20 protein-coding genes and 3 pseudogenes are annotated in these 25,331 nt (G+C 70.4%); 11 read left to right on the top strand and 12 right to left on the bottom strand.

The features are described 5' to 3' along the window. Positions 1 to 67 precede the first annotated feature (67 nt). Positions 68 to 1,219 (top strand): GGDEF domain-containing protein, encoded by a 1,152-nt coding sequence (locus tag BN3794_RS02535; protein ID WP_066092854.1) that lies wholly within the window; start codon positions 68 to 70, stop codon positions 1,217 to 1,219. Between the two features lie 158 nt (positions 1,220 to 1,377). Here BN3794_RS02535 and BN3794_RS02530 read toward each other — a convergent pair whose 3' ends face one another. Further along, entirely contained in the window at positions 1,378 to 2,718 is a 1,341-nt protein-coding gene (locus BN3794_RS02530; RefSeq protein WP_066092851.1) for an outer membrane protein transport protein, read from the bottom strand. A 206-nt stretch (positions 2,719 to 2,924) separates the two neighbouring features. Here BN3794_RS02530 and BN3794_RS02525 point away from each other — a divergent pair, with 206 nt between their 5' ends. After that, on the top strand, positions 2,925 to 3,617 hold the full coding sequence (locus BN3794_RS02525; RefSeq protein ID WP_066093309.1) for a rhomboid family intramembrane serine protease: 693 nt from the start codon (positions 2,925 to 2,927) through the stop codon (positions 3,615 to 3,617). Between the two features lie 44 nt (positions 3,618 to 3,661). Further along, positions 3,662 to 3,985, top strand: a complete 324-nt coding sequence (locus tag BN3794_RS02520) for a DUF1820 family protein (protein ID WP_066092847.1) — start codon at positions 3,662 to 3,664, stop codon at positions 3,983 to 3,985. A 415-nt stretch (positions 3,986 to 4,400) separates the two neighbouring features. Here the strand turns inward: BN3794_RS02520 and BN3794_RS02515 are convergent. Both BN3794_RS02515 and BN3794_RS02510 read right to left on the bottom strand, forming a co-directional pair. Continuing rightward, positions 4,401 to 5,762: pseudogene (locus BN3794_RS02515) on the bottom strand (S41 family peptidase); the annotation flags it as partial. Positions 5,763 to 5,839: 77 nt separating this feature from the next. Continuing rightward, entirely contained in the window at positions 5,840 to 7,111 is a 1,272-nt protein-coding gene (locus BN3794_RS02510; RefSeq protein ID WP_425476684.1) for a murein hydrolase activator EnvC family protein, read from the bottom strand. A gap of 84 nt (positions 7,112 to 7,195) precedes the next feature. Here BN3794_RS02510 and BN3794_RS02505 point away from each other — a divergent pair, with 84 nt between their 5' ends. The 3 genes from BN3794_RS02505 (at position 7,196) to BN3794_RS02495 (ending at position 10,159) form a co-directional block, all read left to right on the top strand. Further along, positions 7,196 to 7,855, top strand: a complete 660-nt coding sequence (locus BN3794_RS02505; RefSeq protein ID WP_066092841.1) for a DUF4097 family beta strand repeat-containing protein — start codon at positions 7,196 to 7,198, stop codon at positions 7,853 to 7,855. Positions 7,856 to 7,919: 64 nt separating this feature from the next. Then, complete coding sequence (locus tag BN3794_RS02500; RefSeq protein WP_066092838.1) at positions 7,920 to 9,662, top strand: M28 family metallopeptidase; 1,743 nt, start codon at positions 7,920 to 7,922, stop codon at positions 9,660 to 9,662. Further along, positions 9,659 to 10,159, top strand: coding sequence for a hypothetical protein (locus BN3794_RS02495; protein WP_066092835.1), 501 nt, complete (start codon positions 9,659 to 9,661; stop codon positions 10,157 to 10,159). Before BN3794_RS02500 ends, BN3794_RS02495 begins: the two co-directional genes overlap by 4 nt. Positions 10,160 to 10,172: 13 nt before the next feature. On the opposite strand, the gene BN3794_RS02490 is transcribed toward BN3794_RS02495, so the two are convergent. The 4 genes from BN3794_RS02490 to BN3794_RS02475 all read right to left on the bottom strand — a co-directional run bounded on the left by BN3794_RS02490 (position 10,173) and on the right by BN3794_RS02475 (position 13,912). Further along, positions 10,173 to 11,591 (bottom strand): FAD-binding oxidoreductase, encoded by a 1,419-nt coding sequence (locus tag BN3794_RS02490; protein ID WP_066092831.1) that lies wholly within the window; start codon positions 11,589 to 11,591, stop codon positions 10,173 to 10,175. A 102-nt stretch (positions 11,592 to 11,693) separates the two neighbouring features. Then, entirely contained in the window at positions 11,694 to 12,197 is a 504-nt protein-coding gene (locus tag BN3794_RS02485) for a DUF6496 domain-containing protein (RefSeq protein WP_066092828.1), read from the bottom strand. Between the two features lie 84 nt (positions 12,198 to 12,281). After that, the gene (locus tag BN3794_RS02480) at positions 12,282 to 13,190 is read right to left on the bottom strand and encodes a CorA family divalent cation transporter (RefSeq protein WP_066092825.1); all 909 of its coding nucleotides are present in this window, start codon (positions 13,188 to 13,190) and stop codon (positions 12,282 to 12,284) included. Between the two features lie 173 nt (positions 13,191 to 13,363). Continuing rightward, positions 13,364 to 13,912, bottom strand: a complete 549-nt coding sequence (locus BN3794_RS02475) for a Dps family protein (protein WP_066092822.1) — start codon at positions 13,910 to 13,912, stop codon at positions 13,364 to 13,366. Positions 13,913 to 14,480: 568 nt separating this feature from the next. Here BN3794_RS02475 and ppk2 point away from each other — a divergent pair. From ppk2 to BN3794_RS02460, 3 genes are all read left to right on the top strand, one after another. After that, positions 14,481 to 15,638 carry a polyphosphate kinase 2 gene (gene ppk2 / locus BN3794_RS02470; RefSeq protein WP_066092819.1) on the top strand — a complete coding sequence of 386 codons (1,158 nt, stop codon included), beginning with the start codon at positions 14,481 to 14,483 and terminating at the stop codon, positions 15,636 to 15,638. Positions 15,639 to 15,722: 84 nt separating this feature from the next. Continuing rightward, the gene (locus BN3794_RS02465) at positions 15,723 to 17,828 is read left to right on the top strand and encodes a M13 family metallopeptidase (RefSeq protein WP_078059547.1); all 2,106 of its coding nucleotides are present in this window, start codon (positions 15,723 to 15,725) and stop codon (positions 17,826 to 17,828) included. Between the two features lie 124 nt (positions 17,829 to 17,952). Next, on the top strand, positions 17,953 to 18,795 hold the full coding sequence (locus BN3794_RS02460; protein ID WP_066092814.1) for a class I SAM-dependent methyltransferase: 843 nt from the start codon (positions 17,953 to 17,955) through the stop codon (positions 18,793 to 18,795). A 95-nt stretch (positions 18,796 to 18,890) separates the two neighbouring features. Here BN3794_RS02460 and BN3794_RS02455 read toward each other — a convergent pair whose 3' ends face one another. Both BN3794_RS02455 and BN3794_RS02450 read right to left on the bottom strand, forming a co-directional pair. Continuing rightward, a complete protein-coding gene (locus BN3794_RS02455; protein WP_066092811.1) occupies positions 18,891 to 20,549 on the bottom strand; it encodes a M28 family metallopeptidase in 1,659 nt (552 codons plus the stop codon). 733 nt (positions 20,550 to 21,282) lie between these two features. After that, a complete protein-coding gene (locus BN3794_RS02450) occupies positions 21,283 to 21,636 on the bottom strand; it encodes a BON domain-containing protein (RefSeq protein WP_066092807.1) in 354 nt (117 codons plus the stop codon). A gap of 152 nt (positions 21,637 to 21,788) precedes the next feature. Between BN3794_RS02450 and BN3794_RS15750 the strand changes: the two are divergent. Then, positions 21,789 to 22,019 (top strand): annotated as a pseudogene (locus BN3794_RS15750) (response regulator); the annotation flags it as partial. 231 nt (positions 22,020 to 22,250) lie between these two features. Here BN3794_RS15750 and BN3794_RS16220 read toward each other — a convergent pair. The 3 genes from BN3794_RS16220 to BN3794_RS16580 all read right to left on the bottom strand — a co-directional run bounded on the left by BN3794_RS16220 (position 22,251) and on the right by BN3794_RS16580 (position 24,126). Beyond that, positions 22,251 to 22,892, bottom strand: a complete 642-nt coding sequence (locus BN3794_RS16220) for a hypothetical protein (protein ID WP_147675626.1) — start codon at positions 22,890 to 22,892, stop codon at positions 22,251 to 22,253. Between the two features lie 28 nt (positions 22,893 to 22,920). Next, positions 22,921 to 23,886, bottom strand: a complete 966-nt coding sequence (locus BN3794_RS02435; RefSeq protein ID WP_147675608.1) for an IS1595 family transposase — start codon at positions 23,884 to 23,886, stop codon at positions 22,921 to 22,923. Between the two features lie 78 nt (positions 23,887 to 23,964). Beyond that, positions 23,965 to 24,126, bottom strand: a complete 162-nt coding sequence (locus tag BN3794_RS16580; RefSeq protein WP_160330880.1) for a hypothetical protein — start codon at positions 24,124 to 24,126, stop codon at positions 23,965 to 23,967. 229 nt (positions 24,127 to 24,355) lie between these two features. Here BN3794_RS16580 and BN3794_RS15745 point away from each other — a divergent pair. Beyond that, a pseudogene (locus tag BN3794_RS15745) lies at positions 24,356 to 25,310 on the top strand (IS30 family transposase). Positions 25,311 to 25,331: the final 21 nt, after the last annotated feature.

The raw sequence follows: 25,331 nt of genomic DNA, 5'->3' as shown, positions 1-25,331 counted from the left end.
CCAGTCCGGCACAATGGCGTGCCCGCCCTGCGCTGGACGGGTCATCCACGCGTTCAGGACGAGCCTCATGGATACCGCCGTCATCCAGGCCATGCTCAGCGACCTGCTGCTGTCGCTGGTGCTGTTCGTCCTGTTCCAGCACGTGGCGCGCGTGTCCGGCCAGCTGGTCGGCATCGCCAGCTGGGGCACCGCGCAGCTGGCCTACACGGTCGGGGTGAACCTGCTGGACACCCTGCCGGCCATGCTCGGCAACGATGTCCTGGTGCGGCGCGCGATGCTGCACGACGTCGGCGCGGTGGTGGCCTGCGCCGGCATGGCCGGGCTGGCGCGCGCGACCGTGCACTTCGTCCACCAGCGCCCGCTGTACCCGGCCGAGCGGATCGCCTTCGCGCTGGCCGTGGCCCTGCCGCTGGCCGCCTGGGCGCTGGCCGGCGACGCCCTGCTGGACGGGATCCCGCTGACCCTGGTCGAGGTGGCGGCGCTGCTCACCATGGGCTGGCACCTGCACGCCCTGCGCGGGCCCGGCGACCGCCTGCCGCGCTGGCTGATGTCGCTGGGCTGCCTGGCGCTGGCGGTGCTGTACGCCAGCGTGATCCCCGGCTGGTTCGGCGGCCGCCACGGCCTGGACGACCAGTGGGTCAGCACCGACCTGGCGCTGTGGTTCCTGCTCAACTTCTGCATGCTGGTGCTGACCAGCTTCCACGCCGCCGAGGCGCTGCGCACCAGCGCGCGCACCGATCCGCTGACCGGCGCCTTCAACCGCCGCGGCCTGGAACAGCTCGCCACCTGGTCCGGCCCGCCGTGCAACGTCGCCGTGGCCCTGCTCGACCTGGACCACTTCAAGGCGATCAACGATGGCCACGGCCACGGCATGGGCGACCGGGTGCTGGCCCGCTTCGCCGACACCGTGCGCACCTGCATCCGCGCCGACGACCGTTTCGCCCGGCTCGGCGGCGACGAATTCCTGCTGGTGATGCCCGGCGTGGACGCGGCCCAGGCCGGGGTGCTGGTGGAACGCATCCGCCAGGCCTGCGTGGCGGGCATGGTGCTGGCCGAGGCCCCGGAGCTGCGCGTGCGCCTCAGCGCCGGCATCGCCACCGGGCTGAGTTCGGACCGGCTGGACGACCTGATCCATGCCGCCGACGCGGCCCTGTACGAGGCCAAGCGGCGCGGCCGCGACCAGGTCCGCGTCCACGTCCCGGAGCGGCCCGCGGCCTGAGCCGGCGCTACGCCGCGGGAAGTCCATAGAACGCGAGGCCGCCGGGAGTAGCGGCAGGAGCGCGGGCAGATCCGGCGATATGCCCGCAGAGGCCCCAAAAAAGCGAAGGCCCCGCCGGGGCGGGGCCTTGCCGTTGCATTGCGTGCGCGGGGCGGCGATCAGAACTTGTACTTGACCGCCAGCGCCAGCACGTCGCCGGTGACGTCGTAGCTGCCGGCCAGCGTGGTCGCGTAGGCCGAGGTCAGGTCGATCTTCGGATCGCGGGTGAACAGGTGGGTGTAGCCCACGCTGTACTCGGCCTTCTCCGACGGCGCCCAGCTCAGGCCCAGCGACAGCCACTTGCGGCTGGTGTCGGGCACGCGCACGTCGCGGTGGGCATCGGTGGTCGGGGTCTGGTCCAGGGCCAGGCCGCCGCGCAGGGTCAGGGTGTCGCTCAGGCGGTAGTCGCTGCCGATCGACACGAAGGTGGTGTCGCGGTAGTTGAACGCCAGCGGCAGGGTCTGCCCGGAATCGAGCTGGACCAGCACCTGGTCGAACTTGGACCACGCCGTGCGCGAGACATCGGCCATCACCGTCCAGCGCTCGTTGACGCGGTGGGTGAAGCTGGCCGTCGCCGACGCCGGCAGGATGATGTTGGCACGGCCCTTGGAATCCACGAACAGGCCCTGCGACTGCAGCACGGCCAGCGCCTGGGTGCCGGCGGTGGTCTCGGCACTGAAGCGGGCGGTACCGTCGTCGATCTTGTGCTTGACCTGCGAGCGGTAGCTCAGGCCGAAGTTGGTGCCGTCCACGATGGTGAACAGCGCACCCAGGGTGTAGCCGACCTCGGTGTTGTGCGCCTTGATCCGGTTGAACGCGTCGGCCGAGCCCGGGGTGAAGCCCGGCACCTTGCCGTACAGCGCGGTGCCCAGGTCCATGGCGCTGCTCAGGTCCACGTCCAGGCGCTCGGCGAACACGCTGCCGCCGAAGGACACGTACGGGTTGACGTCGTAGGAGAACGCCAGCGCCGCATCGACGGCCTGCAGCTCGGTCTTGATGCCGTGGTAGCGGCCGGTCCAGTGCTTGTCGTACTCGGTCTTGAAGCCGTACGGCACGGTCAGCGAGGCACCGAAGTGCATGTTGTTGTTCTCGCCGAACGGCAGGTGGAAGTACGCGGCCGGCACCGGCGCGGTGGTGCCCGCGTTGCCGCCGTTGCCGCCGGAGATCGGCTGGCCGGTGACGTACTGGCCGCCGTCGCCGTGGTACTTGGCGCCGAAGCTGATCGCGCTGACGTCGAACTGGAACTGGCTGCCGTCCAGCAGGCGCATGCCGGCGGCGTTGTTGGCGATGATGGAGGCGTCGTCCGGGGCGCTGGCGGAACCGGCGAAGGCGCGGCCCAGGCCCTTGGCGCTGTTTTCCTTCAGCTGGAAGGCCGCGCCGTAGGCCTGGCCGAAGGCCAGCGCGGCGGCGACACCGGCGGACACCGCAGTGATGCGGACGAAACGGGATGCGTTGTGCATGTCTCAAACTCTCCGGTTAAGCGAAATTGGCCTGTGCGCGTCTGCATGCGGCCGCCTGCTGCACGGCGGTCGCACGCGCCGGAGTCCCCTCCCGACATACGACGGCGTATGCAGTATAGCCATGCCGTTTAACCCGCCAATAACGACCTTGGTCTTATGCGGCGGGCCGGCGATTCTATTCACAACCGCTCGGGCAAGCTATGGACATGTTCGTCTCCATCCCCTCGCGCAAGCGTCCGCCCGTGCGCTGGGCCACGCCGTTGCTGTTCGCGGCGATGTGGCTGGCGTTCCTGTGGTCGATCAGCCGCCCGGCCGAGGCGCGCAATTCCCTGTGGATGGACTGGGGTGCCCTGTCCGGCGGCATCGGCCATGCCCGCGACTGGCTGGCCATGCTGCGCGACGGCAGCGTGCTGCGCCTGTTCACCGCGCTGTTCCTGCATGCGAGCTGGTCGCACCTGCTGGGCAACCTGGTGTTCCTGCTGATCTTCGGCCTGCCCGCCGAGCGCATGCTGGGGCCATGGCGGATGCTGCTGCTGTTCCTGTGCGGCGGCGCGTTCTCCAACGTCGTGGCGCTGCTGGCCATCGGCGCGCCGGACCAGGTCATCATCGGCGCCAGCGGCGCGGTGTCGGCGCTGATCGGGGCCTACCTGGCGCTGTTCCCGGGGGCGCGGCTGGGCGTGGTGGTGCCGCTGGGCCTGTTCCTGCAGTTCGTGCGGGTGCCGGCGTCGCTGCTGATCGGCGTGTGGGCGTTGCTGCAGGTCGTGTTCGCCTACATCGGGCCGGCCTTCGGCAAGGTGGCCTGGTCGGCGCACGTGGCCGGCTTCGTGTTCGGCGTGGCCTACGGCCTGTACGTGCACGCGGCGATCGCCCGGCGCATGCGCCGCCAGTACGGCTACTGAGGCCCCTTTTCGAGGCCGCGCGGCGCCCCCATATACTGCGCACCATGTCAGACAAGACGCTCTACAAGATCACATTCCTCAACCACGGCAAGGTGTACGAGCTGTACGCCCGCCACGTGGGCAGCAGCGCGCTGTGGGGATTCAACGAGGTGTCCGAACTGGTGTTCGACGTCCACGACGGCGTGGTGGTCGATCCCACCGAGGAGCGCCTGCGCGAGGAATTCGGCAACACCAAGGTCCTGCACCTGCCGATGCAGAGCATCGTGCGCATCGAGGAAGTGGAGAAGAAGGGCCAGTCCGCGATCCGCGATGCCGCCAGCGGCGAGAAGGTGGTCACCCCGTTCCCGATGCCGTCGCGGCCGCGCTGAGGGCGCTGCGAAGGCCCGTGCCTCTCGCTCCTGCCCGCACAGGCAGGTGTATGGCGCCTGCCAAGCGCCGGCACACGCGAGGGACGCGCCGGCAATCACGCTAGCCTGACCTGACCGGCGGCGCGGACGGCTATCGCCGGGAGGCGCGGCCGGGCGGGAACGTCCCTTCACCCCGGGGCATCGGCCTCCTTCTCCCCTGCCCTGCGGGATACGACCACGTGCGGCGCCGGCGCGGCCGGCAGCGGAAACGCACGCGCCCGCACGCGGCCCGGCCGGACGGAGGCGCAACGGTACCGGGCAGTTCCCCGCGGTGCGCCTCCGCCCCCGCCAGTGGCCCTGCGGGACCGCCGGCCACTGGCGGCCAATGGGGCGCCGCCTTCGGGGCCGCGGCCGCCGATCCCTCAGGAACGGCCTACTTCGCGGGGGCTGGCCTGCGCGCCTTGCCCGCCGGCGCGGTGGCCGCCGGGCGCGCCGTCGCGCCCGGGTGCTTGAGCTCGGCCAGGGCCGCGGTGATCGGGCCGTCGCCCGGCAGCACGTCGCCGGGGGCATAGCCGCCATCGCCCTCGGCGTCGCCGCGCAGGTGGCCCGGCAGCGAGGCCTCGCTGTAGTCGGCCAGCGCCTCGCTCTCCTCGGGATCGACGTGGTCGGGCTTGAGCACCACGTCCGGGACGATGCCCGCGGCCTGGATCGACTTGCCGCTGGGCGTGTAGTAGCGCGCCGTGGTGAGCTTGACCGAGTCGCCGTTGTCCAGCGGCAGCACGGTCTGCACCGACCCCTTGCCAAAGGTGCGGCTGCCGAGCAGGCGCGCGCGGTGGTTGTCGTGCAGCGCAGCGGCCAGCACCTCGGCCGCGCTGGCCGAACCGGCATCGACCAGGACCACCACCGGCGCGCCGTCGAGGATGTCCCCGGCGGTGGCATCGAACTCGGTGTCGCTGACCGCGATGCGCCCGCGGGTGGTCACGATCGTGCCGCGGTCGAGCAGGTCGTCGGCCACCTGCACGGCCGCGGTGAGCAGGCCGCCCGGGTTGGAGCGCAGGTCCAGCACCAGGCCGCGCAGGTGCCCGCCGGCCTGGGCCTGCAGCTGGGCCACGTTCTTGCCGAAATCGTTGCCGGTGTCGGCCTGGAAGGTGCTGATGCGCACGTAGCCGTAGCCCGGCTCGAGCATGCGGCTGCGCACGCTGGTGACGCGGATGGTCTCGCGCTTGACGGTCACGTCGAAGGGCTTGTCGCGGCCCTGGCGGGTCAGGGTGAGCACCACCTGGGTGCCGGACTTGCCGCGCAGCGGCTCCATGCCGTCGACGTTGGCGATCGGCTTGCCGTCGATGGCCACGATCACGTCGCCGGCGCGGATGCCGGCGCGCGCGGCCGGGGTGTCGTCGATCGGCGCGATGACCTTGAGGGTGTTGTCCGGCTGCTGCTGCAGCTCCACGCCGATGCCGTCGTAGGCGCCGGTGGCCTGCTCGTCGAAGGCCTCGGCGTCCTCCTTGTCGAAGTAGGTGCTGTGCGGGTCCAGGTCCGAGAGCAGGCCGCGCACCGCCGATTGCATCAGCTTGTGGTCGTCCACCGGGTCCACGTAGGCCTGCTTGACCGCGTTGTACACGGCAACGAAGCGGCGGATCTCCTCCAGCGGCACCTTGGACTCGGCGGCCTCGGCGGCGGTGGCGTCGCCCGGCGCGGCATCGGCCGCCGCTGCCGGCGGCGCCTCGGCCTGCTGTGCGGACAGCGCCTGCGGCGCGAGGGCGAGCAACAGGCACACGGCGGAGGAAACGACACGCATGGGGCACTCCGTGGGGTCAGGGTCGATTATGCGCGAAGCGGCCCACAATCCGCGTTGAACCGCCGGTACCGGCGGGTTCAGCGCCGCTGCAGCCAGGACGAGGGATCCACCGGCTGGCCGTTGCGGCGCAGCTCGAAGTACAGCGCGCTCACGCCCTGGCCGCCGGAATTGCCGACCCGCGCCACCGCCTCGCCGCGATGCACGCTGGTGCCGGCCTCGCGCAGCAGGGCGTCGTTGTGCGCGTACAGGCTCATGTAGCCGTTGCCGTGGTCGACGATGAGGATGTTGCCGTAGCCGGTCATCCAGTCGGAGAACACCACGGTGCCGTCGGCGACCGCGGTGACCGCGGTGCCGGCCGGGGCCGCGATCAGCACGCCGCTGCTGGTCCGTCCATCGGGCAGGCGGCCGCCGTAGCGGGCCAGCAGGTGGCCGCTGACCGGCCAGCCCAGGCCGCCCACCTTCGGCGCCGGGGCGTTGGCCACCACCTTGGGCGGCACCTTGCCCGGGCGCCCGCTCCGCGCCGCGGCGGCAGCGGCCTCGGCGGCGCGGCGCGCGGCCGCACGACGCTCGGCCTCGGCCCGGGCGGCGGCGGCGCGCAGGTTGGCCAGCAGCTTCTCCAGCGCCTTGGCGTCCTGGCCCAGGGCCTGCTCGCGTGCGGACCGGTCCTGGTAGCGCTGGTCCAGCTCGGCCACCAGGCCCGCACGCTGCTGGCGCTCGCGCGCCAGGGCCTGGGCCTGGGCCTGCTGCTCGGCCCGGGCCTGGCTCAGGCTGCGGGTGCGCAGGTCCAGCTCCTCGCGCGCCTGGCGCAGCTGCTGCAGGTCGGCCTCCAGGGCCCGCAGGCGGCGCGCACGCTCGGCCTGCACGTAGCGGTGGTAGGCCAGCACGCGGTTGGCATCGGCGACCTTGTCCTGGGACAGCAGCAGCTTGAGCGGCGCGTCGTTGCCCACGCGGTAGGCCCCGTTCAGCAGCTGCGCCAGTTCGCGCCGCTGCGTCGCCAGGCGCTGCTGCAGTGCCTGGTGGCGTTGTTCGGCTTCCTGCAGCGCCTGCTGCTGGCTGGCCAGGGCACGGCCGGTGTCCTCCAGCACGCGGCTGCTGCGCGCCACCTTGGCGTCGGCCTCGCGCAACTGGCGGCTGGCCTCGCCGCGCTGGCCCTCGATCTGCTGGCGCTCGCGGCCGACGTCCTTCAGCTCGCTGCGCAGCTTCTGCAGGCGTTGCTCGGCCTCGCGCGCCGAATCCTGGGCGGGCGCCGCGACCGGCCCGAGCAGGCCGAGCAGCAACAGCGCCGCCGCCGCGCGCCCCGGCAGGGCGGCGGTCCAGGGGCGAGGATAGCCGCCGTCGGCAAGGCTCACGGTCCGGTCCAATGACTTAAGACAGGTGCGGATTGTAGCCAAGGGTGGTCAGATACCGGTGTCCATATCAAGGTCATGGCATCCATGAAGCCCCTCCTCCTCCCCGTGTTGCTGGCCATGTCCCTGGTCGGCCCGGCGCAGGCCGCCGAGGACATCAGCAAGGTCAACGGCAGCATCCACGTGGCCGCCGGCGCCCGCCAGGACGATCTCGGCACCGTCAACGGCGCGATCCGCGTCGAGGACGGCGCGCAGGTGCGCGACGTGGAAACCGTCAACGGCGGCATCACCCTGGGCGAGCGCGTGTCGGCACGCGACCTGTCCACGGTCAACGGCAGCATCCGCGGCGGCCGCGGTGTCGAGGTCGGGCGCGACGTGGAAACCGTCAACGGCAGCGTGTTCCTCGACCGCGGCAGCCGCGTCGGCGGCGACGTGCAGACCGTCAACGGCAGCATCGGCCTGGTCGCCACCCAGGTGCAGGGCAGCCTGGAGACGGTCAACGGCGACATCACCGTGGGCATCGGCTCACAGGTGCACGGCGGCATCCATGTCAGCAAGCCCGGCTTCAATTTCTCGCTGGCGCCGGTGCGCCGGCCGCGCATCGTGATCGGCCCCGACGCCGTGGTCGACGGGCCGATGGAGTTCGAGCGCGAGGTCACCCTGTACGTGCACCGCAGCGCGCGCGTCGGCAAGGTCAGCGGCGCCAGCCCGCAGATCTACGACACCGATACCGCCCCGCGCGACTGAACCGGGCCGGCGCAGGCGCGGGACTGCGCCTAGAATCGGCGCCAGTCCGCGCCGAGGAATACCGATGCCCCGCCCCCTCCTGTCCGTGCTGGTGCTGCTGGCGGCCCTGGGTGCCTGCAAGCGCGAAAGCGCGCCGGCGCGCGCCGATGCCGGCGGCACGGCGCCGGCCGCCGGCGAGGTGGCGGTGCCGGCCGGTCCGGATTTCACCGGCACCATCGATGCGGCCAGCTACGGCGCGCTGGTGCAGACGCTGGCCTCGGACGCCTTCGAGGGACGCGGCCCCGGCACCCCTGGCGAGGACCGCACCGTCACCTACATCCGCGACCAGATGCAGCGCATCGGCCTGCAGCCGGGCAATGGCGACAGCTGGTACCAGGACGTGCCGATGGTGGAGACCACCGCCGCCCCGGCGACCGCGCCGGTGGTGACCCCGGACGACGGGCAGGCGCGCCCGCTCGCGTTCGGCAGCGACGTGATCCTGGGCACGCGCAGCGGCAAGGCGGAGGTGAAGCTGGCGGACAGCCCGATGGTGTTCGTCGGCTACGGCGTGGACGCGCCCGAGCGCGGCTGGAACGACTACGGCGACCAGGACTGGACCGGCAAGACCGTGGTGATGTTCGTCAACGACCCCGGCTTCCAGAGCGGCCAGGACACCCTGTTCGACGGCGCGCGCATGACCTACTACGGGCGCTGGACCTACAAGTTCGAGGAGGCCGCGCGGCGCCACGCCGCCGCCGCCCTGATCGTCCACGACACGCCCGGGGCCGGCTACGACTGGGACGTGGTGCGCAGCTCCTGGTCCGGCCCGCAATACGACCTGCCGACGGCCGACGACCCCGCCCCGCGCCTGGCGGTGCAGGGCTGGCTCAGCCAGGACGCGGCGCGCCGGCTGTTTGCCGACGCCGGCCTGGACCTGCAGCAGGCCTACCGCGACGCCGGCCGGCGCGGCTTCCGGCCGGTGCCGCTGCAGGCGCGCTTCTCGGTGGACCTCAGAAGCACCGTGGCCGAGAAGAAGTCGCGCAACGTGGTCGGCGTGCTGCCCGGTACCTCGCGCGCCGACGAGGCCGTGGTGTACATGGCCCATTGGGACCACCTCGGGCGGCACGCCGGCGAGGACGGCGACGCCATCTACAACGGTGCGGTCGACAATGCCACCGGCGTGGCCGGGATCCTGGAGATCGCCGACGCCTTCGCCCACCAGCAGCCGCGGCCGCAACGCTCGGTGGTGTTCCTGGCGGTGACCCTGGAGGAAGCCGGGCTGCTCGGCTCGCAGTACTACGTCGCCCATCCCACCTTCCCGCTGGACCGGATCGCCGGGGTCGTCAACCTCGACGCCATGTCGGTGGCCGGGCGCGCGCGCGACATGACCGTGGTCGGCTACGGCAGCTCGCAGCTGGAGGACCTGCTCCGGCGCGCGGCCAGGGCGCAGGGGCGCGTGCTGCATGGCGAGGCCGACCCGCAGAACGGTGCCTATTTCCGCTCGGACCACTTCAGCTTCGCCAGGGCCGGGGTACCGGCGCTGTACGCCGACGGCGGCGAGGACCTGCGCGAGGGCGGCGTGGCCGCCGGCCGCCGCGCCGCGCAGGCCTACGCCGCGCGCTACCACTCCCCGGCCGACGAGTACGACCCGGCGACGTGGAAGCTCGATGGCGTGGTCGAGGACCTGCAGGCGCTGTATGCGGTCGGGCGCGAACTGGCCGCGGGCGGGCAGTGGCCGGCCTGGTCGCCGGACAGCCCGTTCAAGGCCACGCGCGAGCGCATGATGGCCGCGCGCCCCGACCTGCCCCCGCCGGCGGCAACGCGTTGAGCCGCACCGGCCCGGCGCATCCGGCCGCCGCCATGCACCTGGACCTGCACGAGCATGCACTGCGGTTCCGTGGCACGGGCGCCACCGTGGCCGTGCCGTTCGGCATGGCGGCGCTGCAGGCGCGCATGCCCGGCTTCCCGCCCGGCGAGACGCAGGTGGAGGCCGCCATCGCCGACACCGAGGATGCGCTGATGCCGCACGTGGCGGCGATCCGCGCGCTCGGTGGTGACTGGCTGCACTGCGACGATGCCGACGCGGCCGCGCTGGTCGCCCTGGCCGCCGCCGCGGAACCGGAAGCGGACCGGGTCTCCACCGCGGCCATGGAACGCGTGTTCAACCGCTTCGTCGACGTGGTCGGCGGATGGCCGGCCCGCCAGGCCGGTATCGCCGAATCCCCGCGCCAGGCCGCGGTGCTGGTGCTGGTCCGCGAGATCCTGCACCACGTCGGCCTGCAGGGCCTGCAGGCCGCGGCGCCGGGCGCCACGCCCGCCCGCTGAGGCGGGCCCGCGCTCAGCCCGCGGCGAAGATCTTGCCGGGATTCATCACCCCGGCCGGATCCAGCGCGCGCTTGATCGCGCGCATCGCCTCCACCGAACCGGCGCCGATCTCCTCGAACAGGAAATCCATCTTGTGCAGGCCGATGCCGTGCTCGCCGGTGCAGGTGCCTTCCATCGCGATGGCGCGCCCGACCACGCGCCGGCTGATCGCCTCGGCCTCCTCCAGCTCCTCCGGGCGGTCCGGATCGACCAGCAGGATCACGTGGAAATTGCCGTCGCCGACGTGGCCGACGATCGGTGCCGGCAGCGAGGCCCCGGCCAGGTCGGCGATGGTCGCCTCCACGCATTCGGCCAGGCGCGAGATCGGCACGCACACGTCGGTGGTCACCGCCCGGCAGCCGGGCTTGAGCTGCAACGCGGCGAAATAGGCCTGGTGGCGCGCGTGCCACAGCCGCCGCCGGTCCTCCTCGTGCTCGGCCCAGGCGAAGCCGGAACCGCCGTTGGCCGCCACCAGCTCGCCCGCCAGCGCCACCTGCTCGTGCACCGCGGCGGTGCTGCCGGTGAACTCGAAGAACAGGGTCGGCCGCTCGGGCATCTGCAGGTGGGAATGGCGGTTGATCGCGTGCACCGCCAGCGCGTCGATGAACTCCACGCGCGAGACCGGCATGCCGCACTGGATGATCTGGGTCACCGTGGCCACCGCGTCGGCGATGCGCGCGAAACTGCAGGTCGCGGCCATCTCCGCCTCCTGGCGCGGGTGCAGGCGCAATGTGGCCTCGGTGATCACCCCCAGCGTGCCCTCGCTGCCGACGAAGACGTGGGTGAGGTCGTAGCCGGCCGAGGACTTCTTGGCGCGCGTGCCGGTGCGGATCACCTGGCCGTCGGCCAGCACCACGGTCAGCGCCAGCACGTTCTCGCGCATCGTGCCGTAGCGCACCGCGTTGGTACCCGAGGCACTGGTGGCGCACATGCCGCCGATGGAGGCGTCCGCGCCTGGGTCGATGGGGAAGAACAGGCCCGTATCGCGCAGGTAGTCGTTGAGCGTGCGCCGCGAGATGCCCGGCTGCACGGCGATGGTGAAGTCCTCGGCGTGCAGCGCCACCACCTGGTCCATCTGCGAGAAGTCCAGGCTCAGGCCGCCATGCACCGCCAGCACCTGGCCCTCGATGGAGGAGCCGTTGCCGAAGGGGATGATCGGGATCCGGTACGGATGGCACAGCGCCAGCACGCGCGAGACCTCCCCGGCGCTGCGCACGAACGCCACCGCGTCCGGCAGCCGCGGCGCGCCGCGCGATTCGTCGCGGCCGTGGTGCTCGCGCACCGCGGCGGACGTGCTGAAGCGCTCGCCGAGCAGGGCGGACAGCGCCTGGCACAGGGCATCGGGCAGGCCCGCGGTGGGCACCGCGGGGAGGACGGGATCGGGACAGGTCATGGACGCAAGCGGGGAAATCGACGGAGGGGGACCGGCCCGCGCCGCCGCTGCGCGGCGGCCGACGGACCGGCCGCCGCGATCATACGCCCCGCCCGCGCCGGCCTAGGGCGCCTTGCGGTGCGCGGCGCGCGTCCTGGCGGCCTTCTTGGCCTCGGCGGAAAGCTCCGCCGGGCCCTTGGTCTTCACCGCCTTGCGCGCGGCCGCGCTGCGTTCGGCCGGGGTGCGCTGCGCCGCCGCCTGGCGTCCCTGCTCGGACAGCGCCTTCTTGGTCACGGCGGCATTGCCCTCGCGCTTGAGCGCCTGGCTGACGGCGGCCGAGCGCTTCGGCGAGGGCACGTGGCCCGGATCCTCCTCGCCGGCCTCCAGGTCGTGCTCGGCCCGCGCACGGACCCGGGCCGGACCCTTGCCGGGCGGCGGCAGGTCCACGCCGGCGCGGCGTGCCTCGGACAGGCCGATGGCGATCGCCTGCTTGACTGAGCGTGCGCCGGAACGCCCGGACTTCACATCCTCGATCTCCTCGCGCACGAACTCGCCGGCCTGGGTGCTGGCCGATTTGCCTTCCTTCTTGTCCTCGCGCGCACGTTCGATGGCTTTTTTCAGGGGCATGACGTTGTCTCCGAGTGGACGATCCGGTTCTACGCTTGCTCGGTGGCGCCGGGAACCGGTCCGGGCGACGCCGATCGCAACGGTTCAGACCCAGCCGCGGCGACGGAACCAGGCCAGCGGCAGCACGATGCTCAGGGCGATCACGCCCAGGGCGATGTAGTAGCCGTAGTGCAGGTGCAGCTCGGGCATGTTCGCGTAGTTCATGCCCCATACGCCGACCAGCACGGTCGGCGGCACGCCCACCACGGAGGCCACCGCCATCACCTTCATCACCTCGTTCTGGTCCACGGTGATCATCCCCAGCACCCCGTCGAGCAGGAACTCGACGCGGTCGCCCAGCTGCTGCTCGAACTCGCTGAGCGAGGCCAGGTCCTTGTGGATCAGCTTGAGCCGCTGCGGGGCGTCGGCGCCGAACCAGGACGGCGGCGCCTCGTCCAGGTAGGTGACGATGCGCAGCAGGCCCAGCACGCAGTTGTGGACCACGCCCAGGCGCCGGCCGATGCCGCCGACCTCGCGCAGGGCGCCCTCGCGCGCGCCGCGGCGGTTGCCATGGAAGGCGTCGTGGGTGGCTTCGGTGACCTCGGTCTCCATCGATTCCAGGCGGTCGGCCAGGCGATCGACGATGTGCTCGACGATGCGCAGGAACAGGTCCACCGGGCTCTTGCACGGGTGCTCGCCGAGATCCCCGGCGATGGTGTCCAGCGAGCCCAGCGGGTGCTCGCGCTGGGTCACCAGGGCGCCGGGCGAGAGCGCGAAGCCCAGCGGCGCCACCGAGGTGTCGCCTTCCTGGTAGCGCGGCAGGTTGAGGAACAGCACCTCGCCGACCGTGCGCACCCGGCTGCTGAACTCGATCTCGCTGATCTTGGCGCGGTCGGGCACGCCGAATCCCACCACCTCGTCGGCGCGCTCGCGGTCGCCGGCATCGGGCTGGCACAGGTCCACCCAATGGCCGGGCTTGCCGTCTGCCCCCTGGATCGGGCGGACCTGGATCATCCTCTTGCTCCCTCCTGGCCGGCGACCGTGCCGGCACCGCGCATCTTCACATGCGCCGGCCGGTCATGGACCGGCGCGGGCGACCGCGACCGCCGGGATATCGCCCCAGCAAAAAGGCCGGCTCCCCCTGGAGCCGGCCCCGGCATCATTCGGCGGCGACGCCCACCTGCGGCTCAGTGGCCGGAAGCGTCGGCGTCGCGGCTGGCCTCGAACAGGAACCAGGTACGACGCTCGGTCTCGTCGATCCAGGTCTCGATCAGGCTGGCGCTGGCGATGTCGTTGTACTGCTCGCAGATCTCGTGCGCCTCGCGCAGGTGCGCGGCGAGCGCCTTGTTGTCGTCGCGCAGCTCGGCCAGCATGTCCGAGGGCTCGACGTACTCGGCGTCGTTGTCCAGCACCCGCTGCAGCCGGGCGATGTGGCCGATGGAGTGCAGGGTGCGCCCGCCGATCTTGCGCACGCGCTCGGCGATCGGGTCGGTCATCGCGAACAGCTGCGTGCCCTGCTCGTCCAGCAGCAGGTGGTAGTCGCGGAAATGGGGGCCGCTGACATGCCAGTGGAAGTTCTTGGTCTTCAGGTACAGCGCGAACACGTCGGCCAGCAGCGGGTTGAGCGCGGCGGTGATGTCGCGCGTGGCGGCCGGTTCCAGGTCGGTCGGCGTGGCCAGCGGCGCATCCTGCAGCTTGCGGGCCTCGGCTTCCTTCTTGGGGGAGAGCTTCTTCATGGCGTACTTCCTTTGGACATCCGTCCCGGTGTTGATGAACGGGAGTCTGGAACCGGCCGGGTGAAAACCGGGTGGAGGGTACGTGGCCTCCGCGCCCTGGAATGCCACATGACGCGGGAGGGGCGCCCCTGCGCTCCGGGAGCCGACGGGAATGCCCGACGTACGGGGAAGGCACCGACTGCTGGGCGTGACGGATGCCATGGCGCGGCCTCGGCGTGCGGCCGTCATGCCGCTGTCCACGATCCGGCCAACGACCGGCCACGATCTCCGCCCAGCCATGGATCCACGGCGAAGTGCCGCCGCCTCGAGGCGGTCGCGCGGCACCCTGCCCGGCGGTGGTCCCGGCGGGCCATAGGCACGGCAGCCCGGCAGCCCGGCGTCGCCACAGCGCCCGGTGCCCATCGCTGCGCCCCGTGCTGCAACACCCGGTGGCCGGCCGCGGGAAATCGCCCGCGGCCGGCGAGTCCGGCCTGAATGCATTTGATCCTCGTCATCCCCCCTGGCCGGCTGCTGCCGCACACTGCGAGCCGGCCTTTGTTCCCGCCCTTGTCCACGCACAGGTCCTGCCATGTCCCAACGCAAAGCCCCGCCCGCGTCCGCCCCTGCCCCGGCCGACGTTTCGCCGTCGGCCAACCGCCGCCCGCCGCGCGGCGTACGCAACGCGGACGCGGGCGACACCGCACCCGCACTGGACCCGCAGACCCTCGAGCGCTTCGTCATCGCCCAGGCGGTCAGCGCCGGCCAGGCGCACAGCGCCCAGGCGGCGCTGGCTACGCTGGACGGTGCCGGCCCGGCGGCCGAGCGCGCCCGGTCGCTGCGCGCGATCCTGGAGGAAGCCGATCCGGACGATCGCCGCGCGATCCGCAAGGCGCTGCGTCGCCTCGACCGCCATGCCCTGGGCCAGGACCCCGACCTGGAACTGGCCGCGGACTGGCGCGAGGGCGGCTACCCGTACCGCCACCTGCTGCGCCGCGCCACCTACGAGAAGGAGAAGTTCCACCTGCAGGTCGAGCTGCTCAAGCTGCAGGCCTGGGTGAAGGAACACGGCGAGCGGGTGGTGATCCTGTTCGAGGGGCGCGATGCCGCCGGCAAGGGCGGCGCGATCAAGCGCTTCATGGAGCATCTCAACCCGCGCGGCGCGCGCGTGGTGGCGCTGGAGAAGCCGACCGAGACCGAGCGCGGCCAGTGGTATTTCCAGCGCTACGTGCAGCACCTGCCCACGCGCGGGGAGATCACCCTGTTCGACCGCAGCTGGTACAACCGCGCCGGCGTGGAGCGGGTCATGGGCTTCTGCAACGATGCCGAGTACCGCGAGTTCATGCGCGAAACCCCGGAGTTCGAGCGCCACCTGGCCCACTCGGGCATCCACCTGATCAAGTTCTGGTTCTCGGTCAGCCGCGCCGAACAGCGCCGCCGCTTCAAGGAGCGCCAGGCGCACCCGCTCAAGCAGTGGAAGCTCAGCCCGATCGACACCGCCTCGCTGGACAAGTGGGACGAGTACACCCGCGCCAAGGAGGCGATGTTCCTGGAGACCGACACCGCGGACGCGCCGTGGACGGTGATCAAGAGCGACTGCAAGAAGCGCGCGCGCCTGAACGCGATGCGCTACGTGCTGCACAAGATCCCCTACGAGCCCCGCAACCTCGATCACGTGGGCAAGCTCGACCCGCTGATCGTGGGGCGCGCGCACATGGTCTACGAGCGCGGCGAGCACCCCGGCATGTAGCGGCCCATCCATGACCTCCGGAGCATGGGGCGGCGGCGCCGGCGGGAGTAACCTGCGCCCATCCTCCCGATCCGGTGCCCGACGATGGTGATTCCCGCTCCCCGTTCCCTGCTCGCCATGGCCCTGGCCGCCGGCCTGGTGGCCCCCGGCTGCCGCCGCGAGGCCCCGGCCGCCGCCACGCCCGCGCCGGCTGCGACGCCGGCCCCGGCCGCACCGGTCGCCGGCGTGGACCTGGCCGGCCGCGACCTGTCCACCACCCCGGGCGACGACTTCGAGCAGTACGCCAACGGCGGCTGGCGCAAGGACGCCGTGATCCCCGACGATCGCTCCAGCACCGGCGCGTTCCTGCAGGTGTTCGAGAAGGCCGAGCAGCGCACCGCCGACCTGATCCAGGCCCTGGCCACGCAGAAGCCGGCCGCGGGCAGCGACGGCCAGCGCATCGCCGACGACTACGCCGCCTTCATGGACGTGGACGGCATCGAGCAGCGCGGGCTGGCCCCGGTGCGCCCGCAGCTGGCCGCCATCGACGCCATCGCCGACAAGACCGGCCTGGCCGCCGCGCTGGGGGCGGACCTGCGCTCCGACGTCGATCCCATCAACGCCACCCACTACCGGACCGAGCACCTGTTCGGCCTGTTCGTCGCCCAGGCCCTGACCGACCCGGCGCACAACATCGGCTACCTGCTGCAGGGCGGGCTGGGCCTGCCCGACCGCGACTACTACCTGTCCGACGACAAGGACATGGCCGCCCTGCGCGGCAAGTACCGCGCCTACATCGCCCGCTTGCTGGAACTGGCCGAGGTGCCCGATGCGCAGGCGCGCGCCGCCCACGTCTACGCGCTGGAGGAACGCATCGCCCGCGCCCACGCCCCGATCGCCGACACCCAGGACGTGCACAAGGCCAACAACCCCTGGCCGCTGGCCGATTTCGCCAGGAAGGCCCCGGGCCTGGACTGGGGCGCCTACTTCAAGGCCGCCGGCCTGGATGGCCAGCCGCTGCTCGATGCCTGGCAGCCGCAGGCCATCGCCGGCCTGTCGGCGCTGGTGGCCAGCCAGCCGCTGCAGGACTGGAAGGACTGGATGACCTTCCATGCCCTCAACCAGTCCGCGGCGCTGCTGCCCAAGGCCTTCGACGACGCCCACTTCGACTTCTACGGCACCACCCTCAACGGCACGCCCAAGCAGCGCGAGCGCGCCAAGCGCGCCATCGCCCAGGTCAACGTCGATCTCGGCGACGCGGTCGGCAAGCTGTACGTGGAGAAGTACTTCCCGGCCAGCGCGCGCGAGCAGGTGCAGCAGATCGTGGCCAACCTGCTGGCCGACTACCCCAAGCGCATCGAGCAGCTCGACTGGATGAGCCCGCAGACCAAGGCCCGCGCCGTGGCCAAGGCCCGCGCGATCCGGGTCGGCGTGGGCTACCCGGACACCTGGCGCGACTATTCGGCGCTGGAGATCCGTGCCGACGATGCCCTCGGCAACGCGCAGCGCGCCGGGCTCGCCGAGTACCGCCACCAGCTGGCCAAGCTCGGCAAGGCGCCCGACCGCGGCGAATGGTGGATGACCCCGCAGACCGTCAACGCGGTCAACCTGCCGCTGCAGAACGCGCTGAACTTCCCGGCCGCGATCCTGGAGCCGCCATTCTTCGATCCCGCCGCCGACGCGGCCGCCAACTACGGCGCCGTCGGCGCGGTGATCGGCCACGAGATCAGCCACAGCTTCGACAACATGGGCGCCGAGTTCGACGAGCAAGGGCGCCTGGCCAACTGGTGGACACCGGCCGATGCGGCGCATTTCCGCCAGGCCGGCGAGAAGCTGGCCGCCCAGTTCGACCAGTACGAAGCCCTGCCCGGCCTGCACGTGCGCGGTGCGCAGACGCTGGGCGAGAACATCGCCGACCTGGCCGGCCTGACCGTGGCCCACGACGCCTACGTCGCCTCGCTGGGCGGCAAGCCGGCGCCGGTGATCGACGGCCTCAGCGGCGACCAGCGCTTCTTCCTGGCCTTCGCCCAGGTCTGGCGCGCCAAGACCCGCGACGCGGCGCTGCGCAACCAGGTGATGACCGACGAGCACGCCCCCGGCCGCTTCCGTGCGCAGACGGTGCGCAACCTCGATGCGTGGTACCCGTCCTACGAGGTGAAGGAAGGCCAGAAGCTCTACCTGGCGCCCGAGGCGCGCGTGCGCATCTGGTGAGCGGGCGAGCCGGCCCCGGCCCGGAGGGAATGCCGGCCGGGGACCGGGCTTCGCCTGGCCGGCGCCATCGCGGGCGCGGCGGGCATCGGGTAGCATCGCGTCCCTCCTCGCCCTGCCCGCTGCCGTGAGCCACTACGCCGGCCCCCTGCTGACCCGCGACACGCTCGCCGCCATGCTCGCGGCCCGGCGGGACGGTACCTGGACCGGCTCGCTGGACCTGGGCCGCTCGCAGGAAACGGTTGCGCTCGACGAAGCCGGCTGGTGCCGGCGCGGACACCGGTTCCCGTGGCCGGACAAGCTCAAGGACCGCACGATCTACTGGTTCGACGGCAATGCCTTCGAACCGGCCTCGCGCTATGCCGGGTCGCTGATCAAGCTGGTGCCCACCGAATGGGGCGTGCCGACCTTCGAGATCGACGGCATCAAGATGCTGCCGACCGCGCGCGAATCGCCGCTGGCCGACGCGCGCCGCAAGGTCACGCTGGTCCAGCCGGCCGGCAAGACGGTGCTCGATACCTGCGGCGGGCTGGGCTACTTCGCCGCCTGCGCCCTGGAAGCGGGCGCGGCGCGCATCGTGTCCTTCGAGAAGAACGGGAATGTGCTGTGGCTGCGCACGCTCAACCCGTGGTCGCCCGACCCGGATGCGCCGGCCGCCGGCGGCCGGCTGTCGCTCGATCACGCCGACGTGGCGCAGGCCATCGCCACGCTGCCCGATGCGGCCTTCGACGCCATCCTGCACGATCCGCCGCGTTTCGGCATCGCCGGCGAGCTGTATTCGCAGGCCTTCTACGACCAGCTGGCGCGCGTCCTGCGCGGCGGTGGCCGGCTGTTCCACTACACCGGCAGTCCCAACCGGCTCACCAGCGGGCGCGACGTCCCGCGCGAGGTGGCCAGGCGGCTGGAGAAGGCCGGCTTCCAGGCCCGCCCGGAACTGGATGGCGTGCTGGCGGTCAGGCAGCGTTCCTGAGCCATGCGCGACGGCACGTACGCATCGGGCGGATCCCACGACGTCCATCCGCCGGTCGCGCGGGCCGCCAAGCCGGCCGGGCCGCCCACCATTTCCTACCGGCGCGCGTCGGCACTGCGGTCGCGTACCGCCCGGAACTCCGAACCATCACCCCACTGCGGCCACTGGCGCGAATCGGCCAGCCCGATGCCCAGCGCATACAGCACCTGCAGGTCGCGCGCGGCGCCCGCGAAGGTCCAGTCCGGTTGCCACTCGTCGCCCTGCTGGTGATAGCGATGCGCGGTGTAGTCCTCCTGCGCCGCCTTGCCGGCGGCCACGCCACCGACCTCCCAGTCCTGTCCGGCCGAATACGAGATCGCCGGCACGCCGCGCTTGGCGAAGGAGAAATGGTCGGAACGGTAGAAGTACCCGGCCTCCGGCTTCGGATCGGGCGTGTAACGCAGGTTCCAGCCCTTGGCCACCCGCGCCAGGTCGTCCAGCAGGTCCAGCTTCGCCGTGCCGTAGATGCCGTAATCGCGCGAAGGCACGAACGGGCTCATCCCGTCCATGTTGATCACCGCCACCGTCTTCTCCAGCGGATACAGCGGCTTGCTGGCGTAGTACTCCGAACCGAGCAGGCCCTTCTCCTCGGCGGTCACCGCCAGGAACACCACCGAGCGCTCCGGCCTCGGGCCGGCGGCGAACCCGCGCGCCAGCTCCAGCAGCGCGGCGGTGCCGCTGGCGTTGTCCAGCGCACCGTTGAAGATGGTGTCGCCCTTGGCGTCCGGCTTGCCGATGCCGAGGTGGTCCCAGTGGGCGCTGTAGATCAGCGTCTCGTCCGGGTACTTGCTGCCCGGCAGGCGCGCCACGACATTGTGCGAGGTGATCACGTCGCGCTTGACCGCGAAGCGCGCGTTGAAACCCTCGCCCTTCAGTGCCACCGGCCTGAAGCCGCGGGTCTGGGCCTGCTTCTTGAGCGCATCGAAGTCCAGGCCGGCATCCTCGAACAGTTGCACGGCGAGATCGCGCTGGATCCAGCCCTCCACCTTCGGATGCACCGCCGCCGGATCGTCGCGGACCACGTCGAACATGGTGTTGGTATTGGAACTGGCCACGGTGTCCCAGCCGTAGGATGCCGGCGCGGTCTCGTGCACCACCAGCACGCCGAGCGCCCCCTGGCGCGCACCTTCCTCGTACTTGTAGGGCCAGCGTCCGTACCAGGTCATGCCCTTGCCGTCGAAATCGCCCACCCCGGTCTCGAAGTCCGGATCGTTGACCAGCACCACGGCGATCTTGCCCTTCAGATCCACGCCCTTGAAATCGTCCCAGTTCCGCTCCGGTGCCTTGACGCCGTAGCCGACGAACACCAGCGGCGCGTTACGGATGTCCACCTGCGTGGACCCGTCCATCGACGCGCGTACCGCGATCTGCCTGCCCTGCGCCAGCTCCACCGGCCTTCCGCGCACATCCACGGACAGCGACGGCGTGCCGACGATGTCGGCCCGCTGCAGCGGGACCGCCTGGGTCCACAGCCGGCTGCCATCGGCCTGCAGGTCGCCGCCCGGTTGCAGCCCTGCCGCCGCGAACTGCTGCGCCAGGTAGGCGACGGTCTTCTCCTCGCCCGCCGTGGCAGGGCCGCGCCCTTCGTAGGCATCCGAGGCCAGCACCTGCACGTCGCGCGAGATGCGCGCGCCATCGAACGTGGGCGCCGATGGCGCCGCGACCAGCGCGGCCGAAAGGGACATCGCTGCGATGCCCAGGGTCAATCGTTTCATGGCGCCTCCCCGTTGTCTGTCATGGCGGTGGAGTGTAGGCGATCGGCGGCAGGGGACGGACCGCCGGCAAACCCGTTGCGGCGTGCCCGGCACCATGCTCTTTCACCCTCCCCTGCATGCCTCGTCGAAGCCGGCAGAGTCTTTCCGGGCCGTGACCTGGCATTGCTCGAAGACGCCATTGCCCTCGCCCGCACCGATCGCCGGTGACCTGGCGTGGCCCGCCGGTCCCCAGGGAGACCTGAAGCATCCGGGACACGTTTCGGAGCTCGCGCTTCCGCCTCCGCCATCAGGAAAGCGGGACTCCGATGGCACAACGAACCTCACACATGTAGGCCGCCAGAGCGGGGCGTTGGCGCCCTGGGAGGGCCAGCCTTGATGCACACGTTCGTCATTGCACGCGGGTCGAGCCGGGTAGCACCTACCTTCTCCGGCATTGCCGTCTCCCATGCCTACGGCTCGCCTGCATCATCGGTCCGCCGCTGTACGCCCCTGTTGCGATGGCCCGTTCCGCGAGCACGCATCGCCGACGGCCCCGGGTCGGGCAGGCGCTGATCTTCCGCTGTCGCCCGAGAGCCCATGCCACTGGCAGCGAGGCATCGCCCGATTCGCGCAACGGCAGGGTATTGCGCTGTCGGGCATCCCCGGGACAAGCGGGAAACCCTCAATGCAAAAGACCCCGGCCACAACAGGCCAGGGTCTTCGGACGGATGGGCGGCGACAGCCTTGGCCGGGATTACTTGCCGGCAACCGTCAGCTTGGAAGCATCGACGGATTTCACGCCTTTCACTGCCTTGGCCTTGGCGACAGCACGGTCCCGCTCCGCCTCCGTCTGCACGTCGCCGCTGAGCCAGACGACCCCGTTCTTGGTGTCCACGGAGATCTCGGTGCTCGGCACCCCGTCGCTGGTCACCAGCTCCGATTTCACCTTGGTGGTGATCCAGGTGTCCTTGGCGGGCTGATCGGACTTGGCACTGGGCGCATCCGCCGCATGGGCATGATGCTGGGCGAAGGCAGGTACCGCGGCCAACGCGAGCACGAGGGCGGCGGCAATCACGGGGGTCTTGGTCATGGGCGTCTTGCGGTTCATGGGAGGCTCCTGGATCGTGGATGTGACCCCAACCTACCGAGCGCCACATGCGTGGCGAGTGAGGATCCAGACTGCACGCGTGCTGCACTTGCACAGCGTTCAACTACATCACGCCGGGATGAAATCGACACTGGACAGTTCTCCGCACACTGATCCCGACCCTGCACCCGGACGTGGTGCTGATGGACATGCGCATGCCGGTGATGTCCGGGCTGGAGGCGCTGCAGACCCTCGCCCGCGCCGGCCAGCTGCCCCCGACCATTATCCTGACCACCTTCGACGACGACCAGCTGGTGCTGGCCGGGCTCAAGGCCGGCGCCAAGGGCTACCTGCTCAAGGACGTGTCGCTGGAACAGCTGGTGGGCTCCATCCGCGCCGTGGCCGGCGACACCAGCCGAGGCAGGAGCTACGGCGCCCACTGTTCCTTCCACAAGGGCACTGGCCTTCGAGCGAGGACGCTCTCCCGGAAACATGCGAGTCACCCGGCCGAAGATCCATTGGATCAAGCAGCCTCGCCTGCCTTGGCCGGAGCAACGGATCTTCCAGCTCGCCCTGCCGACGGTTCCTCCAGGCATCAGTCGCCTGGGGCCATCCATGCCGTCATGGAACGCCCGCTATCCCGGCGACCGCAGCCAGAAGGTGTCGCCGTAGTCGCTGCCTTCGATCTCCGGGAACAATTCGCCTTCCTTGAACCAGCGCCGCGAATCGATCTCGGCCGGGGTGTACCACCAACCGGCAACAGGACAAGGCTGGCTCGCAGGCACGCGCTCGACACGACCCGAAGCGAGGTCCCCCCGAAGCAGATCGGCCAGCGGGTCGTCAACGAACTCACCGGGTACGCGTTCGACCAGAATCCACTGCGTGAATTCACGACTCACGTTCTGCATGGTTTCGGGGTCATAGCCAACATTGGCCTTGTCTGCAGGCTCGCCCGCGATAAGGAACTGCGCGCAGCTGTCGTCGACCAGCGGAAGATAGATGCCTGTCTGCGGGACGGAATCGTCAGTTTTTACAGTGACACCCGCATTCAGTTGGTACCTAGGCCACCGAACATCCGGCAAGGGACCACGGGCGTCAACGTCATAGTCGTACGACAGTTCTCCTTTTGCCCAATAAGCACCGGAAGTTGGCCATATGTTCGCCGCATAGCGATTCGCCCTCGAACGCAATTCGTAGAACTTGTCTTCCGCTCCCGCTTCGACCTCATCGAACCATGCCGTCGAGAACTCCCGTTGCCCCCGAACGTCATTGACCACGCGGTGGGCCGAATTAAGTGCATCCTGATTAGCACGCACTTTCAGTCGAGAACAGCGGCACATCGCGCAACGTTCTCTCCGGCCAAGGCTTTGCAGTAGCCGCCGTGGCCAAAAGACTCGGCACCAGCCGAGTCAGGTCGAAGCGACGGTTGAACCGCCACATCGTCTCGGCCAGGTAGCGCTGGGCGTACTTGGCGAACTTGAAGGCGTGATACGCCCCGTCCAGCGAGCGCTTGAGGTTGGACAGCACGACATTGACCCAACGGGCGTTCTCTTCCTTACAGCGGCCGCGGCCATGGCCTTCGATGACGGTGTGCGCATGCTCGGCTTCCAGCGCCCGAAACGCGCCCAGTCCGTCGCTGTAGACATCCGATCCCGGATGCAAGCGCTGCCCGATCCAGTCCGACAGGGCCGCCTTGGTGAAACCCGGCACCAGGTCGATCGCTGCGTGCCGTGGGCGACCGTCGTCAGTGGTCTCCACGGCGATCACGAAAGGGCGCTTGTTCTCCGAGCCACGGCCGGCCTTGCCGCCGTTGCGTTCCCCACCCAGGTAGGCATCGTCCAGTTGCACGATCCCGCCCAGCTTGCGGCCCGCCTCGCGCTCGGCCATCGCCTGCATCAGCTTGTGCTTCATCCGCCACGCCGCCGGGTAGCTCACGCCCAGGTGCCGCATCAGCTCCAGCGCCGACAGGTTGGTCTTGCTCTGGCCCAGCAGGTACATGCCCAGCAGCCAGGTCCGCAGCGGCAGCTTGCTGTTGTCCATCACCGTACCCGAGCGCAGGCTGGTCTGGCGGTGGCAGGCCGTGCACTGCCAGTACGTGGCACCGTGACGCTGGAACCGGCTGTGCGCCGTACCGGCGCAACGAGGACAGACGAAGCCATGCGGCCAGCGCGAGGCCTCCAGCGCCTGCTCGCACTGGCGCTCGCTGCCATAGCGCTTGAGGAACGCCGGCAACGACAGGCCCGGCTGGAACTGCACACGGTTCATGGCCATCTTCTGATCTCCCGAGAGCGATGACCCCAACATGCTGCGTAACGCTCTCACCACTTGCGACTGCGCTGAAAGATCGTGCTAATCAGGAAGTGCATTGGCATCGCCATGGGAAAGTTCTATGTAGGAATCAAACAGATCAAGCATCGTATCCCGGAAGTTCCTGATGACCAGTTCGCCCCAAACGACGTCCGGCTGCAAAGGCTGTGGGCGACGGCGGTAGTCTGCCGGCAGGTTGCGCATGAACCTCTGCAGACAATCCTCGCAATGCCTGACCATGGCTTCCCACGCATCCCGCATCAGCCCAAAGTATTCCAACGAGCTGTATCGTTCGAGTAGGTGGATCTCCTGGGGAATCAAGGGTGTGGGCATGATTCTATGGGCGGATTCAACTCTCGATCGCAACACCCGAGGTTGTGAAGAGGCCCAGGCGACCTGACCTGAGCAGCTTCACCGCCAAGTGGAGTTGCCCATGGCCAATGGCCGCCTGAACCAGCACGAACGATATCGCATCCACGCTCTTCACGAAGCCGGCTGCTCGCTGCGCGGCATCGCCTTTGCCCTGAGTCGCGCGCCCAGCACGATCAGCCGTGAGCTGCGGCGCAACTGCGCTGGTCGACGTTACGATCCGGCTCAGGCACAGCGGATCAGTGAGCGTCGCCGCACACAGGCCAGCCGTCGCAGACGGATGGGTCCGGAGCGCATCGCGCAGATCGAAGCGTGCCTGCGCGAGGACTGGAGTCCCGAGCAGGTGGCTGGCGTCACTGGATTGGCCAGCCACGAATGGATCTACCAGCACATCTACGCCGAGCAACGGCGCGGCGGCAGCCTGTTCAAGACCTTGCGGCGGCGGCGTCGTCAGCGCCGCAGGCGCGGGATGCGGGATGGGCCGGGGGCAGTTGCGGCACCGGCGCAACTGGCGTGAGCGGCCTACGGTGGTCGAGCCACGCTCGCGCCTGGGCGACTGGGAAATCGACTCGATGCACGCCTCCCATGGCAAGGCCGTGTTGGTGACCATGACCGAACGTCGCTCCCGGCTCCACCTGCTGGCCAGATCACCCGACTGCACGGCTGACAACGTGATGCGTGCCATCGTCGGCAGGCTCGGTCGCGTGCGCGATGGCGTGCATACGCTGACCGCCGACAACGGCAAGGAATTCGCAGACCACCAGACCATCGCTGCTGCCTTGCAGGCGGATGTCTATTTCGCGGATCCGTACTCCGCCTGGCAGCGCGGCAGCAACGAGAACGCCAACGGACTGACCCGGCAGTACTTGCAGAGACGCATGGACTTCGCGGCCATCACCGATGAACAATTGCGATGGGTCGAGCAGCGACTGAACACGCGACTACGCAAGACCCTAGGATTCAAGACGCCCCTCGACGTGTTTGCCGAGGAATTCAAGCGTGTTGCGAATCAGAGTTGAACTCGCCTCCCATTTTTCCAG

The sequence above is a fragment of the Xanthomonas massiliensis genome (assembly GCF_900018785.1).
GTDB lineage: Bacteria > Pseudomonadota > Gammaproteobacteria > Xanthomonadales > Xanthomonadaceae > Xanthomonas_B > Xanthomonas_B massiliensis.
This window is presented reverse-complemented; position numbering and strand designations above follow the sequence as displayed.

Excerpts from the sequence above, each read along its gene's own strand:
- BN3794_RS02450 (WP_066092807.1), bottom strand. The coding sequence starts at position 21,636 with ATGAACCGCAAGACGCCCATGACCAAGACCCCCGTGATTGCCGCCGCC.
- BN3794_RS02530 (WP_066092851.1), bottom strand. The coding sequence starts at position 2,718 with ATGCACAACGCATCCCGTTTCGTCCGCATCACTGCGGTGTCCGCCGGT.
- BN3794_RS02500 (WP_066092838.1), top strand. The coding sequence starts at position 7,920 with ATGCCCCGCCCCCTCCTGTCCGTGCTGGTGCTGCTGGCGGCCCTGGGT.
- BN3794_RS02490 (WP_066092831.1), bottom strand. The coding sequence starts at position 11,591 with ATGACCTGTCCCGATCCCGTCCTCCCCGCGGTGCCCACCGCGGGCCTG.
- BN3794_RS16580 (WP_160330880.1), bottom strand. The coding sequence starts at position 24,126 with ATGCGCAACCTGCCGGCAGACTACCGCCGTCGCCCACAGCCTTTGCAG.
- BN3794_RS02505 (WP_066092841.1), top strand. The coding sequence starts at position 7,196 with ATGAAGCCCCTCCTCCTCCCCGTGTTGCTGGCCATGTCCCTGGTCGGC.
- BN3794_RS02455 (WP_066092811.1), bottom strand. The coding sequence starts at position 20,549 with ATGAAACGATTGACCCTGGGCATCGCAGCGATGTCCCTTTCGGCCGCG.
- BN3794_RS02525 (WP_066093309.1), top strand. The coding sequence starts at position 2,925 with ATGTTCGTCTCCATCCCCTCGCGCAAGCGTCCGCCCGTGCGCTGGGCC.
- ppk2 (WP_066092819.1), top strand. The coding sequence starts at position 14,481 with ATGTCCCAACGCAAAGCCCCGCCCGCGTCCGCCCCTGCCCCGGCCGAC.
- BN3794_RS02535 (WP_066092854.1), top strand. The coding sequence starts at position 68 with ATGGATACCGCCGTCATCCAGGCCATGCTCAGCGACCTGCTGCTGTCG.
- BN3794_RS02520 (WP_066092847.1), top strand. The coding sequence starts at position 3,662 with ATGTCAGACAAGACGCTCTACAAGATCACATTCCTCAACCACGGCAAG.
- BN3794_RS02485 (WP_066092828.1), bottom strand. The coding sequence starts at position 12,197 with ATGCCCCTGAAAAAAGCCATCGAACGTGCGCGCGAGGACAAGAAGGAA.
- BN3794_RS02480 (WP_066092825.1), bottom strand. The coding sequence starts at position 13,190 with ATGATCCAGGTCCGCCCGATCCAGGGGGCAGACGGCAAGCCCGGCCAT.
- BN3794_RS02435 (WP_147675608.1), bottom strand. The coding sequence starts at position 23,886 with ATGGCCATGAACCGTGTGCAGTTCCAGCCGGGCCTGTCGTTGCCGGCG.
- BN3794_RS02465 (WP_078059547.1), top strand. The coding sequence starts at position 15,723 with ATGGTGATTCCCGCTCCCCGTTCCCTGCTCGCCATGGCCCTGGCCGCC.
- BN3794_RS02475 (WP_066092822.1), bottom strand. The coding sequence starts at position 13,912 with ATGAAGAAGCTCTCCCCCAAGAAGGAAGCCGAGGCCCGCAAGCTGCAG.